At 33.8% G+C, this 13807-nt stretch carries 11 protein-coding genes; 7 read left to right on the forward strand and 4 right to left on the reverse strand.

Annotated features, from left to right (window positions below):
- Positions 1–57 precede the first annotated feature (57 nt).
- Positions 58–1836, reverse strand: a complete 1779-nt coding sequence (locus NZ698_RS01870; protein WP_263001301.1) for an AMP-dependent synthetase/ligase — start codon at positions 1834–1836, stop codon at positions 58–60.
- A gap of 239 nt (positions 1837–2075) precedes the next feature.
- Between NZ698_RS01870 and NZ698_RS01875 the strand changes: the two genes are divergently transcribed.
- Positions 2076–3215 (forward strand): acyl-CoA dehydrogenase, encoded by a 1140-nt coding sequence (locus NZ698_RS01875; protein ID WP_263001303.1) that lies wholly within the window; start codon positions 2076–2078, stop codon positions 3213–3215.
- 32 nt (positions 3216–3247) lie between these two features.
- Complete coding sequence (locus NZ698_RS01880) at positions 3248–3613, forward strand: hypothetical protein (RefSeq protein ID WP_263001305.1); 366 nt, start codon at positions 3248–3250, stop codon at positions 3611–3613.
- Between the two features lie 214 nt (positions 3614–3827).
- Here the strand turns inward: NZ698_RS01880 and NZ698_RS01885 are convergent, their stop codons facing one another.
- A complete protein-coding gene (locus tag NZ698_RS01885; protein WP_263001307.1) occupies positions 3828–4763 on the reverse strand; it encodes a DUF4349 domain-containing protein in 936 nt (311 codons plus the stop codon).
- Between the two features lie 415 nt (positions 4764–5178).
- Here NZ698_RS01885 and NZ698_RS01890 point away from each other — a divergent pair, with 415 nt between their 5' ends.
- The gene (locus NZ698_RS01890) at positions 5179–7536 is read left to right on the forward strand and encodes a reprolysin-like metallopeptidase (protein WP_263001309.1); all 2358 of its coding nucleotides are present in this window, start codon (positions 5179–5181) and stop codon (positions 7534–7536) included.
- Between the two features lie 75 nt (positions 7537–7611).
- Here the strand turns inward: NZ698_RS01890 and NZ698_RS01895 are convergent, their stop codons facing one another.
- A complete protein-coding gene (locus NZ698_RS01895; RefSeq protein ID WP_263001311.1) occupies positions 7612–9207 on the reverse strand; it encodes a peptide chain release factor 3 in 1596 nt (531 codons plus the stop codon).
- A 275-nt stretch (positions 9208–9482) separates the two neighbouring features.
- A complete protein-coding gene (locus NZ698_RS01900) occupies positions 9483–10664 on the reverse strand; it encodes an MFS transporter (protein WP_263001313.1) in 1182 nt (393 codons plus the stop codon).
- 170 nt (positions 10665–10834) lie between these two features.
- Between NZ698_RS01900 and NZ698_RS01905 the strand changes: the two genes are divergently transcribed.
- The 4 genes from NZ698_RS01905 (at position 10835) to NZ698_RS01920 (ending at position 13805) form a co-directional block, all read left to right on the forward strand.
- Positions 10835–11665 (forward strand): CPBP family intramembrane glutamic endopeptidase, encoded by an 831-nt coding sequence (locus tag NZ698_RS01905; RefSeq protein ID WP_263001315.1) that lies wholly within the window; start codon positions 10835–10837, stop codon positions 11663–11665.
- Between the two features lie 3 nt (positions 11666–11668).
- A complete protein-coding gene (locus NZ698_RS01910) occupies positions 11669–12178 on the forward strand; it encodes a hypothetical protein (protein WP_263001316.1) in 510 nt (169 codons plus the stop codon).
- 15 nt (positions 12179–12193) lie between these two features.
- Complete coding sequence (gene rdgB, locus NZ698_RS01915) at positions 12194–12769, forward strand: RdgB/HAM1 family non-canonical purine NTP pyrophosphatase (RefSeq protein WP_263001318.1); 576 nt, start codon at positions 12194–12196, stop codon at positions 12767–12769.
- A 121-nt stretch (positions 12770–12890) separates the two neighbouring features.
- Positions 12891–13805 (forward strand): ribonuclease Z, encoded by a 915-nt coding sequence (locus NZ698_RS01920; RefSeq protein WP_263001320.1) that lies wholly within the window; start codon positions 12891–12893, stop codon positions 13803–13805.
- Positions 13806–13807 lie beyond the last annotated feature (2 nt).

Genomic DNA, 13807 nt, shown 5'->3' on the forward strand with positions numbered 1-13807 from the left:
ATTAGTGTTTATAACAAAAACAAAAAACCGCTTCAAATCTGAAACGGTTTATTTATTCTAATCATGATGACCATACATTTTATCGTAAAGATCTTTGAACTTCTCTTTCACTGCTTTTCTTTTCAGTTTCAGCGTTGGAGTCAGAAGCCCCGCTTCAATGCTCCAGACTTCAGGAGTAAGCTCAATTTTCTTGATCTGTTCCCAATTTCCTAAATGTTCGTTGATATTGTCGATTTCTTTTTCAATTCTTTCTTTCAGTTCGGGGCTGTTTGCAATTTCTTTTGGAGTAGTACCAATGTTGAGGTTGTTTCTCATTGCCCAGTTTTTAGCAAATTCAAAATCCGGCTGTACAAATGCGCAAGGCATTTTTTCGCCGTCACCAACAACCATCACCTGCTCAATAAATTTTGAAGCTTTGGCTAAATTTTCAATCGTTTGAGGAGCAATATATTTTCCGCCGGAAGTTTTAAACATTTCCTTTTTACGGTCGGTGATCTGCAAAAATCCTTCGCTGTCGATATGTCCGATGTCTCCGGTTTTGAAAAATCCGTCTTCTGTGAAAGTCTCTTTAGTCTGCACGTCATTTTTAAAGTAGCTCTTAAATACAGATGGTCCTTTCACGGTAATTTCACCATCTTCCTGAATTTTCACGGTTAAGTTGTCTAAAGGATGACCTACAGTTCCAACCTTCATTTTACCAAAAGAGTTTACTGAGATCACTGGTGAGGTTTCTGTTAAACCATATCCTTCAAGAATTGGAATTCCGGCATTTTGAAACATTAAATTCAATCTTGTTGACAAAGCAGCAGAACCCGAAACCAAAGTGATAATTTCACCGCCCAAACCTTCTCTCCATTTTTTGAAGACAAGTTTGTCGGCGATAATTTCTGACAAGCCTGTAGGTTTTGTAACTTCCTTCTTTTTCTGAATTAGATTTAAAGCCCAGAAGAATATTTTTTGTTTAAATCCGCCTGCAGAAGAACCAGTATTATAGATTTTGTCATAAACTTTTTCCACTAATCTCGGAACAACACTCATATAATGAGGTTTCACTTCTTTTACGTTTTCACCCATTTTTTCAATACTTTCAGCAAAGTAAATTGAAAAACCATTATATTGGAAAAGATAAAAAAGCATTCTTTCAAAAATATGACAGATCGGCAAAAAACTTAAAACTCTTGTATCTTTATAATCTAAACTTTTCTTTTTTGGAATTCTAGGAACCGAACCTAAAACGTTTGAAACAATATTTTCATGAGTCAACATAACACCTTTTGGCTTTCCTGTTGTTCCTGAAGTATATATTAAAGTTGCTAAATCTTGTGTATTGATAGCTTTTGAAAGATCTTCCACCTCGATTTGAGTAGAATCATCTTCTCCAAGATCTAGAATTTCTTTCCAGTTTGCAGCTCCTGTAATATTATCAAACGTAAAAACTCCCTGAAGAGAAGCTACATTATGCTTGATCTTCATCACTTTCGCCAGAAGTTCTTTATCCGAAACAAAGCAGTATTTTATTTCGGCATTATTAAAAATAAATTCATAGTCTTCCGGTGAAATACTTGGGTAAACAGGCACAGAAACTACGCCGATCTGAGAAATTCCCAAATCCATTATTGCCCATTCTGTACGGGAATTGGTAGTGATCAAAGCGATTTTATCTCCAGGTTTGATTCCCAGTTTTAAAAGACCTCTTGAAATTTTGTTCCCTTGATTAATAAATTCCTGAGTAGATGTTTTTTGCCATTCTCCCTGATGTTTTGTGGCAAACATGACATCATTAGGAAATTTTTCTAATGCAAGGTGGGGTATATCGAATAATCTTTTAATTGACATAATTATTATATATTTAGTAAAGAATTTAAATATAAGCATTTTTTTTAATTATAAATTTAGATTTTTGAAATAAATAATTAAGTATAAAAAGATCAGATCTCTACAGTAATTTTCAATAATTAATTCAGCGGTAAAACCTGATGAATACTGGAAAATTTGAAGTTAGTTTCACTAAATATCATTAGTATTTTCAGATTTGGTTAAAAAGTGTAAATTTACGACCATCTAATTATAATTTTATGGACTTTAATTTATCAGAAGAACAGCTGATGATTCAGCAGGCAGCAAGAGATTTTGCACAAAACGAGCTATTACCGGGAGTAATAGAAAGAGACCGTGACCAGAAATTTCCTACTGAGCAGGTGAAGAAAATGGGAGAAATGGGACTTTTGGGAATGATGGTCGATCCAAAATACGGTGGAGCCGGGATGGACAGCGTTTCTTACGTTTTGGCAATGGAAGAGATTGCAAAAATTGATGCTTCTGCAGCAGTTGTGATGTCTGTAAATAACTCTTTGGTTTGTGCAGGTCTTGAAAAATATGCTTCTGAAGAACAAAAAATAAAATATCTTACACCTTTGGCAAGCGGTCAGGTGATCGGAGCATTTGCTTTGTCTGAGCCGGAAGCGGGTTCTGATGCAACTTCTCAGAAAACGACAGCCGAAGATAAAGGTGATTATTATCTTTTAAATGGTGTGAAAAACTGGATCACCAACGGAGGAACAGCTTCTTATTATGTGGTAATTGCTCAGACAGATCCTGAGAAAAAGCATAAAGGAATCAACGCTTTCATTGTAGAAAGAGGTTGGGAAGGTTTTGAGATCGGACCAAAAGAAGACAAATTGGGAATCAGAGGAAGTGATACGCATTCTTTGCTTTTCAATAATGTAAAAGTGCCTAAAGAAAACAGAATTGGTGAAGACGGTTTCGGATTCAATTTCGCAATGGCTGTTTTGAACGGTGGTAGAATTGGGATCGCTTCTCAGGCTTTAGGAATTGCTTCCGGAGCTTACGAAATGGCTCTTAAATACGCCAAAACAAGAAAAGCTTTCAAAACTGAAATCATCCATCATCAAGCAATCGCTTTCAAATTGGCAGATATGGCAACTCAGATTACGGCTGCAAGAATGCTTTGCTTCAAAGCTGCTGTAGAAAAAGATGCCGGAAAAGATATTTCTGAAATCGGAGCTATGGCAAAATTATATTCTTCTCAGGTTGCGATGGATACTACGATTGAAGCGGTACAAATTCATGGAGGATACGGATATGTAAAAGAATATCACGTAGAAAGATTAATGAGAGATGCAAAAATCACTCAGATCTATGAAGGTACTTCGGAAATCCAGAAAATTGTGATTTCGAGAAGTATTTCAAAATAATCGATGTAAATTTAAAACACTAAATATTTTGTATGAAAAAATCTTGGTTAATCACTTTAGGAGTTATTTTACTTCTTGTAGGAGTTTTTGTCTGGTATAAATTTTACTTCGTTTTTGGAGAAGGTGTAAAATCCGGATATTTGAATTACGCCATTAATAAAGGCTATATTTTCAAAACCTACGAAGGAAAATTGATTCAGGAAGGTTTCGGAAGAGGAAAAACGGGAACAATTACAAGCTATGAGTTTGAATTTTCTGTAAAAGATCCTGAAATTTTCAAACAATTGGAACTCAACAGTGGTAAAACCTTTGATCTTCATTACAAAGAATACAATGGTACTTTGCCTTGGAGAGGAAATACAAAGTTTGTTGTAGATAAAATAGTGAACATGAAATAATCATAAAAGGCTCTCAAATCGAGAGCCTTTTACTTTACACCAAATCACAAAATATTAATATATGAAAATTATTAATTTCTTTATTGTTTGATTGTATTTAAAGAGTTAAGTTAAATACAATTTGACTTTTGTTGAAAGTTTAACATTTATTAATACAAATGTATGAGGAATTTCTTTTCAATGAATATTTTTTCCTTAAAAATTTATTAATTTTTTAATCAGGATTATTTCCGGGAAGATTTTTATTTCTTTTTTTATAAAAATAATAAGCAATCCCGGCAATCAAAAACATAGGCCAAAGCGGAAGAATAAAAAGGAAAATAGAAGTAATGACATTCCATCCTGAAGAAACTGCAGCCAGAGATTTGTCACCGAAACCTTCCGGTTTATTTTGTACGGCAAGATCAGAATCAGCTCCGTATAAAGTAATTTCTACATCACATAAAGTATTGTTCACAAAATCGTGACCTGAAACATCAATGCCTTTATTTTCAACTTCTCCAATATTGTAGCTAAGATCATCCATTAAATAATCAAACTTCTGAATAGGAACTTTTACTTTTAAATAAGCAATTTTCTTATCATTATTGTTAAGTGAAATATTTTCACTTCTGATAAAACCGTCATACTTTTTGACCTGTTCTTTTACAATTTCTTTAGCAGTTTCAGCATTATTAACATTAATTTCAAGAACTCCGGATTTTTGAATTCTGTTTTTAGAAACGGTTAAAATTTCAGAATTTGTTTTCGGTTTGTCTTTGTAAACGATTTTCGTTTCTTTAATGATTTTCGGAGCAGGAACATTTACTACAATTTTTTCATTTTTTGTTTGTGAAGAATCTTTTTTCTCAATTTTAGACTCCAATTTCATATTGGCGATTTTGTCTGATATAGAATCGATGCTTTTAGAAGTTGACTCTATTTTTTCGGTAACATCACTTTTCGTTTTTTCAAAATCTTTAATTTTAATACTTGCCGAATCAAAAACAGCTTCCGCATCTTTACTTACCGAATTTACTTTTTCAGCAGTATTTGTTAAAGCGCTGTCGGCTTTTGCTACGGTGTTTTCCATTTGAGAAGTTGCAGCTTCTCCCTTTTTACACATAATGAAAGTGCTTGATACAGCAACTAATAAGATATACTTTTTCATAAGATTATTTTTTTGTTGAAGTAAATTTAGAAGGTTAAATCTGCTGTGGCTTGTAAAAGAAGTGTATGATTTTAGTAAATGTTTAATGTGTTGATAGATAGGTTTTTGTAAATTGTTTGTAAAGGTTTTACAACAATATTTTCTATTTCTAAATTCAATTTTTTTATTTAAAAATGATCTTTCAAAGATCGAGGATTAACTTTTTTACTGACAACCATATTTTTTTTTGGATATGTCAATTGTAATAAAAGAATCAAATTTTTGGAACTGACAGGATATTTTATCGATTAAAAAGTAAATTATTCAATATTTATGATATGTTTCTTTATATTTCTAAAAGTTTCTTAAATAATTTTGTTTTTAGTGTTATAAATTTTCATTAATTTTGACATTTCGTAATCAAAATAGAATTTACATGAAAAAACAACTACTCTTGATGGGAGTGCTTTTTATTTCCAATATTATTTCAGCACAAACAAACCGCCTTTGGAAGGAAGTTTCTCCAAAAAATACTTCTGAGATATTAGAAAATAAAACTAATATTCTTCATCCAAAAGTTTACAGTCTAGATTTTGCAGGTTTAAAAAATGCACTATCAAAAGCACCACAAAGTTTTTCAACGAGTGGAAAATCTGATGTTATCATCTCTTTTCCAAATGCTGAAGGAGTTCTTGAAAATTTCAAAGTAAGAGAGAATTCAAACTTTGCTCCGGAATTGGCAGCAAAATATCCGGATATAAAATCTTATGTAGGTGAGAGTCTGGAAGATTCGCATTTTACAGTGTATTTTAGTATGTCGCCTTTAGGTTTATCTTCTATGGAGCTTTATGATAATAAATCTGCAGTTTTTATTGAACCATATACAAAAGATCTTTCTACTTATGTTGTTTATAAAAAATCTGACAAAAAGCAGAGTTTAGATAAATTTGAATGTTCAGTAATTGATGTCGCTCAAAAAGGACTTGACAATTCAAACCTTACTGCAAGACCAAATGCGGATGACGGGAAATTAAGAACTTTCAGACTTGCTTTATCTTGTACTGGAGAATATACAACTTATTTCGGCGGAACAGTAGCTGGTGCTTTAGCAGCTATGAATAATACAATGACTCGTGTAAATGGAGTTTTTGAAAAGGATTTTGCTGCAAGAATGATTCTTATCGCCAACAATAGTACACTTATCTATACAAATGCATCTACAGATCCTTACTCTGGAGCTGCAGCCGGAACAGGTGGAGCTTGGAATGGAGAATTGCAAACCAATCTTACAGCAACAATTGGAGAAGCCAATTATGATGTAGGTCACTTGTTTGGTGCCACCGGAGGTGGTGGTAATGCAGGTTGTATTGGTTGTGTTTGTACTAATGGAACGAAAGGAAGAGGATATACTTCTCCTGCAAATGGAGTTCCGTCGGGAGATACTTTTGACATTGATTATGTAGCTCATGAATTAGGTCATCAGTTTGGAGGAAATCACACTTTTTCTCATAATATTGAAGGAACTGGAGTAAATATGGAAGTTGGCTCTGGATCAACTATCATGGCTTATGCAGGTATTACGAATCAGAATGTACAGTTGAATTCAGATGCGTATTTTCATGCTGTAAGTATTCAACAAATTACTAATAATATTAAAAATAAAACTTGTCCTGTAGTTACAAACACAGGAAATGCAATTCCCACAGCTGATGCAGGCTTAGATTATACCATCCCAAAAGGAACTCCATTTATGCTTACTGGAGCGGGTACTGATGGAAACGGAGATCCACTGACGTTTATTTGGGAACAAATGGACACCGCAGTTGCCGGTCAAACAGGAGCAAACTCTGTAGCATCTGCGACAAAAGCTAGTGGACCTACTTTTAGATCACACACTCCACAAACAGTTCCTTACAGATATTTTCCACCATTAGATCGAATAGTTGCAGGGGTAACAACATTGTCAAGCCCAGCTGGTACTCCTTCAGGAATCGTTGTAGAGGCTCTGTCAAATGTTGCCAGAACATACAATTTCAGATTTACAACTCGTGATAACAGGGCTGGAGGTTCCGGAAACAATTCTGATGATGCGGTTGTAACAGTAAATGCTGCTGCAGGACCTTTTATTGTTACTTCTCAAAATACTGCAGGAGTAGTATGGAATGAAGGTCAGGCACAGACAATCACTTGGAATGTAGCGGGAACAACAGCTGCTCCTGTGAGTACACCAAATGTTACCATTTTATTATCAAAAGATGGAGGTCTTACATTCCCTACAGTGTTAGTTGCAAGTGCTCCTAACAATGGATCTTATTCTTATACTGTACCAGGAGGTTTAGGAACTGTGGCAAATGCAAGAATTATGGTTAAGGGTCTAAATAATATTTTTTTAAATGTTAACTCACAAAGCTTTACAATCAATTCTTCAGCAGTTGTAATTCCTCCAAGTGGTGGTGGAAATCCGGGTAACCCAGCAGTTCAGTCACCAATTTTCCAAGGAATGATGATTTATCCTGTACCATCTAATAACGGATATATCTACATTAAAACTGATTTCCCTCCGAAGTTTGATGACAAAAGACTTCCTGCTCCTTATAAAGTTACTTACGAAATTTACTCTATGGACGGAAAACTGGTTGTACCAAAAAGAACAAGACATATATTCTCAAGAACTGTTGACAATAGAGCAGATGAGAAAATTGACTTGAGAACTCTTCCTACAGAAGCTTACATGATTCATGTAACAGTAGATGATGAGAAGATTGTTAAGAAATTATTGATGCTTAATAAATAATATTGATCATCATACTCATAAAAAAAACCGTTCAGATGAACGGTTTTTTTTATGATTTAAAAATAAGTGGTAAAATTAATTCTGTCTGAATTCACTAATGAAATGCAGTTTCACATTCGGAAATTTCTCTTGTGTCATGTGAATTGTAAATGATGAATCAGCTAAGAATACCAATTGATTGTATTTGTCTCTTGCTAAAAACCTCTGTTTTAATCTTGCAAATTCTTTAAACTCTTCAGATTTTTCATCCGCTTCAATCCAACAAGCTTTGTGCATAGAAAGTTGTTCGTAAGTACATTTTGCACCGTATTCGTGTTCCAAACGGTATTGGATAACCTCGTATTGAAGTGCACCCACCGTTCCGATTATTTTTCTGTTGTTCATTTCTAAAGTAAATAATTGAGCAACACCTTCATCCATCAACTGATCAATACCTTTTGCCAATTGTTTAGCCTTTAAAGGATCATTATTATTAATATATCTGAAATGCTCTGGAGAGAAACTTGGAATTCCTTTGAAGCTGATTTTTTCACCACCTGTCAAAGTATCACCAATTCTGAAACTTCCGGTATCATGAAGTCCGACAATATCTCCAGGGAAACTTTCGTCCACAACTTCTTTTTTATCGGCAAAAAAAGCATTCGGAGAGGAGAATTTCATCTTTTTGCCTTCTCTCACTAATAGATAGTTTTCATTTCTTTTAAATGTTCCTGAAACAATTTTCACGAAAGCCAAACGGTCTCTGTGTTTAGGATCCATGTTTGCGTGAATTTTGAAAACGAAGCCTGTAAATGCAGATTCTTCTGGTTTCACCATACGGGTTTCGCTTTCTTTCGGTTGCGGCATTGGAGCAATTTCGATAAATGCATCCAACAATTCACGCACACCAAAATTATTTAAAGCTGAACCAAAAAATACAGGCTGCAAATCGCCATTCATATAATCTTCACGGCTAAACTCAGGATAAACAGATTGTATTAATTCTAATTCTTCTCTTAAATTCTTCGCAGGTTTTGCACCAATGATTTCATCTATTGTAGGATCGTTGATGTCGTCGAATTTGATGGCTTCACCAACTTTCTGTTTCTTTTCTTCTAAAAATAACTGAATATTGTTTTCCCAGATATTATAAATTCCCTGGAAATCTGCACCCATCCCAATCGGAAGAGAAAGCGGAACAACTCTCAAACCTAATTTCTGCTCAACTTCATCCAAAAGATCAAAGGCATCTTTACCTTCACGGTCAAGCTTATTGATGAAAACCAACATCGGAATGTTTCTCATTCTGCAGACTTTCACCAATTTTTCAGTCTGTTCCTCAACACCTTTTGCAACGTCGATGACAACAATTACAGAATCTACAGCTGTTAAGGTTCTGTAGGTGTCTTCAGCAAAATCTTTGTGACCCGGAGTATCAAGAATGTTGATTTTGAAACCTTTATATTCGAATGCCAATACGGAAGTTGCAACCGAGATTCCTCTCTGTCTCTCGATTTCCATAAAGTCGGAGGTTGCCCCTTTTTTAATTTTGTTCGATTTTACGGCTCCTGCTTCCTGAATTGCACCTCCAAAAAGTAGAAGTTTTTCTGTAAGCGTGGTTTTTCCGGCATCTGGGTGAGAAATAATTCCGAATGTTTTTCTTTTCTCTATTTCTTTGATTAAGTCTGACATAGTGTATTTTGAATTTGCAAAAATCGGGATTTTTATCGGATTCTGAAAATCGGATTTTTAAACTTTTATCTGATGTTTAAAATTGCAAAAATTATAATTTTAAACACATTAGATCACGTAAGTTTTTTAGCTAAAATAAATTGAAAATAAAAAGTTCACATAAGACTAAAAATCAAAGATTTTCTAAAACTAATGTGTTCTTCTGTGTTTAAAGAATTTAATCTTAACTAAACTAATGTGTTAAAATGTTTTGTGTCTTTTGCGGTAAAATCAAATTAAAAGTTAGATTTTCTTTTAAGCAGATAAGCAACTCCTAAACCTGTCAAAACCATCAAAGCACTAAACGGAAAAATATATTTCATTCCCCAAATATCTGCAACACCTCCAATCAGCGGACCTGCAATACCGAGAGAAAGATCAATGAAAAGTCCGTAACCTGCCAATGCAGAACCCTGACTTGACGGAGAAACACTTTTAATAGCAACAACACCAAGTGCAGGAAAAATTAATGAAAATCCTAATCCTGTAACTCCAGCTCCAAAAAGTGCCATTTCAGAATTGTTGGCAAAGGATATGATTAAAAGTCCGATTGTTTCTACTAAAAGACAAGCGATTGCGACTCTTATTCCACCATAATTATTGATGACGTTGCTGAATACCAATCTTCCTGCAACAAACAATCCACCAAAAACAGTGAGACAAAGAGCACCGTTATTCCAATGAAAATAGTTGTAGTATAATGTAATAAAAGTAGAAATACTTGCAAAACCAATTCCGCCTAAAGCCAGACAAATTCCGAAAGGTGAAACTTTTCCTAAAACTTTCCAGAATGATTGAGAATCCTGAGTATGAGAATTGGTATAGTTTGTTTTAGTTTTAGCAAAGAGAAAACCGACTATTCCAACTAAAATAGAAAGAATTCCGATTCCGTAAAGACCAAACTGATGCTCAATAACAACTCCTAATGAAGCACCGATTGCTAAAGCTCCGTAACATGCGACACCGTTGTAAGAAATAATTTTTGCCGTATGTTTTTCACCCAAAGCCATAATTGCCCAATTGATCGGACTTGCACCAATCATTCCTTCTCCGCAACCCGTCAGAAGTCGTGTGATGATTAAAAATCCTAAACTGATTAATGGTGAAAATTTAAAATAATAAGCCAGAATCAGGAAAATTCCTGTAAGAGAAAATCCCAACATGCTGGATAAAACTGCAGGTTTAGAGCCTTTTCCATCGATAATTTTCCCGGAATACGCTCTTAGAAAAAATGTGGCAACGTATTGTAAACTGATCACCAATCCGGCAATCACCAAACTGAATCCTAAGCTTTTACTAATGAAAATCGGAAGAACCGAAAGTGATAGACCTATAATAAAGTATCCTAAAAAAGTAAAACCAACGTAGGTAAGTAATGGTAAATTAACATTTTCCGGCTGTTTGACTGCATGATCCATATTCATAAAAATTAAGGTGCAAAGATACTTCAGAAAAATAATTTAAAATGGGTTATAAGTTTTAAATAGATAAGATAAATCGTTTTTAAAATAAATCACTATTGTTCATAGCAGCTTTATTATCCTGTATTTTCATAAAATCAATTATCTTTGTTTTTCAAATTTAAAAAATGGAAAACAGCAGATACCCGAAATTTACATTCACCTGGATTGGAGGTTTGATATTATTCGCAGGTTTTGTCGTAGGATCTTTGGCTGTAGGATTTTTCAATGTTTTCTGGATGCTGTTTTTTAAAGAAAATCTGCAATACAAAGATTGGTTTTTGATGGCTTCAAATGCAGTTGTATTTTTAATATCAATTGCTTTTTTCGATTTTTTTGTAGTAAGATTACAGACCAAACAAAAACTGAATTTCAACTTTTCACCTACTAATTTTTACACTTATCTACTCATATTTCCGATGATGTTGGGAATGATGTTTATCGGTGAGTTTGTAACGTCTCAAATTCCGACTACAGGACCGTTTTTCGGAAAGTATTATGATTTTTTTACGGATCTAATGAGTCAATTAACAGATAATCCTGTTGTCATGGTTCTCACCGCTGTGATTATAGCTCCGATTTTTGAAGAAATTATTTTCAGAGGAATTATTCAGAAAGGCATGATCAATAATGGAATGCAACCGTGGAAAGCGATTGTTTTTGCTTCAATTATTTTCGGTTTGGTACATGCAAATCCTTGGCAATTTGTAGGTGCGGTTTTGTTGGGATGCGTTTTAGGTTTGGTATATCACAAAACAAAATCTTTGTTGTTACCAATGTTGTTACATGGTTTCAACAATCTTTGTTCATCAGTTTTAATCCTTTATACGAAAAATGAAAGCTTTTCGAAAGCTCTCAAGGTTTCAGAATGGGTGATTTTAGGAGTTGGGATTGTACTTTTTTCTTTGTTTTACTATTTGTTTATGAAGAAATATAAAGTGCATTATTCGGAAATTTAATTTATGAAAAAGAAATTTAGAATAATTGCAGGCATTTTTTTTCTCACATCAATACTTGTTTTCTTGCTAACTTTTACTTTTTTAAAATTTAATTTTATTGAAGTAAAGATTCCTGGAGAATCTGAAATTAATCTTGATAAGGGTGCATATACTGTTTATCTTATGGATGACAATCATGAAGAGTCTAACTATCAAAATTATTTTTTTGAATTAAAAGATGCGCAAAATAGAATAGTCAGAAAATTTCCCGACTCACTGAATCCAAAATGGATATTTACGACAGATATTGTCACAATTAGGGATAAAAAATATACATCTTACTCAGAATTTAATATTAGTCACGAAGGAAAATATTTTCTTAAATCATACTCAAAAAATAATCATATAAAAGAAGTGACCATATTAAAAGATGAACATGTGAATTCAAGGATTATATTATTTTATATCATTTCAATAATCTGTTTATTCTTATCGTTTATTACATTAATAATAAGTTTCTTTTTAAAGAAATAAAATTTTAAAAATATCATGGAATTATTAGTTGCCACACATAACGTACACAAAAAAGAAGAAATTCAGCAGATCTTAGGCGATCAATTTATCGTGAAAAGTTTGACAGATTACAATATACATGAAGAAATTGTGGAAGACGGAGATTCTTTCAACGCCAATGCTTTAATTAAAGCTAAATATTGTTTCGAAAAAACGGGAATTCCAAGTTTGGGAGATGACAGCGGTTTGGTTGTAGAATCTTTGGACGGAAGACCCGGAATTTTCTCTGCACGTTACGCAGGAGATCACGATTTCGCCAAAAATATTGAGAAAGTTTTGGGCGAAATGGAAGATGTTCAGAACAGAAAAGCATATTTCATTACAGTTTTATGTTACTACGACGAAAACGGAGCAAAGTATTTTGACGGCAGAGCTCACGGAAATTTACTCACGGAGAATAAAGGACACAAAGGTTTTGGCTACGACCCGATTTTCGTTCCTGAAGGATATGAAATGACTTTTGCAGAAATGAATCCTGAAGATAAAAACCAGATTAGTCATAGAAAAAAGGCTCTCGATTTATTTTTAGATTTTTTAAAATTAAAGGGTTAGTTTTATAATAGAAAGGGTTTAGATTAATTTAAAGATAACTGTTTTTAAACTCAACCTCAACCTTGATCTCAACCTTTGCCTCAAACTTTTATCGTACATTTGCTCGTAATAAACTATTGATTTGAGTACTTATTTAACCATTTTAGGCTTTAATTCAGCAATTCCTACCATCAACACGTCACCAACATCTCAGCTTCTAGAAATGGAAGAAAGATGTTTTCTGATTGATTGCGGTGAGGGAACGCAGGTACAGCTGAGAAAAGCAAAAGCAAGATTTTCAAAAATCAATCATATATTTATTTCCCATCTTCATGGCGATCATTGTTTTGGTTTGCCGGGACTGATTGCGTCTTTTCGTTTGTTGGGAAGAGAGGTTCCGTTGCATGTTTATGGTCCGAAAGGAATTAAAAAAATGCTGGAAACCATTTTCACGATTACGGAAACCCATCGTGGTTTTGAAGTAATTTATCATGAATTGGATAAAGATTATTCAGAAAAAATTTATGAAGACAATAGAGTAGAGGTTTACACAATCCCTTTGGATCACAGAATTTACTGTAACGGTTATCTTTTTAAAGAAAAAACGAAAGACAGACATTTGAATATGCAGGAAATTTCAAAATATAAAGAAATAGAAACCTGCGATTATCACAATTTAAAAGCCGGAAAAGATTTTGAATTGAGCGATGGATATGTTCTGAAAAATGAAATTCTGACGACAGAACCTGCGCAACCTGTTTCATATGCTTTTTGCAGTGATACAAGATATTTGGAATCTGTAATTCCGATCATTAAAAATGTTACTGTTTTGTATCATGAGTCTACTTTTTTGCATGATCTGAAAGAAATGGCAGATTACACGGGTCACACCACAGCTTTGGAAGCTGCGAGAATTGCCAGAAAAGCTGAAGTTGAAAAGCTTATTTTAGGTCATTTTTCTAACAGATACGGCGACTTGACTGTTTTTACGGACGAGGCACGAACCATTTTTCCAAACACGTTTTTACCGAAAGCTTTAGAAGTTGTGAAAATTTAAAC

This window comes from Chryseobacterium edaphi (genome assembly GCF_025628985.1).
Lineage (GTDB): Bacteria > Bacteroidota > Bacteroidia > Flavobacteriales > Weeksellaceae > Chryseobacterium > Chryseobacterium edaphi.

Bases quoted from the DNA above. Each gene is read 5' to 3' on its own strand.
- NZ698_RS01895 (WP_263001311.1), bottom strand. From the start codon at position 9,207: ATGTCAGACTTAATCAAAGAAATAGAGAAAAGAAAAACATTCGGAATT.
- NZ698_RS01890 (WP_263001309.1), top strand. From the start codon at position 5,179: ATGAAAAAACAACTACTCTTGATGGGAGTGCTTTTTATTTCCAATATT.
- NZ698_RS01910 (WP_263001316.1), top strand. From the start codon at position 11,669: ATGAAAAAGAAATTTAGAATAATTGCAGGCATTTTTTTTCTCACATCA.
- NZ698_RS01885 (WP_263001307.1), bottom strand. From the start codon at position 4,763: ATGAAAAAGTATATCTTATTAGTTGCTGTATCAAGCACTTTCATTATG.
- NZ698_RS01900 (WP_263001313.1), bottom strand. From the start codon at position 10,664: ATGGATCATGCAGTCAAACAGCCGGAAAATGTTAATTTACCATTACTT.
- NZ698_RS01870 (WP_263001301.1), bottom strand. From the start codon at position 1,836: ATGTCAATTAAAAGATTATTCGATATACCCCACCTTGCATTAGAAAAA.
- rdgB (WP_263001318.1), top strand. From the start codon at position 12,194: ATGGAATTATTAGTTGCCACACATAACGTACACAAAAAAGAAGAAATT.
- NZ698_RS01905 (WP_263001315.1), top strand. From the start codon at position 10,835: ATGGAAAACAGCAGATACCCGAAATTTACATTCACCTGGATTGGAGGT.
- NZ698_RS01880 (WP_263001305.1), top strand. From the start codon at position 3,248: ATGAAAAAATCTTGGTTAATCACTTTAGGAGTTATTTTACTTCTTGTA.
- NZ698_RS01875 (WP_263001303.1), top strand. From the start codon at position 2,076: ATGGACTTTAATTTATCAGAAGAACAGCTGATGATTCAGCAGGCAGCA.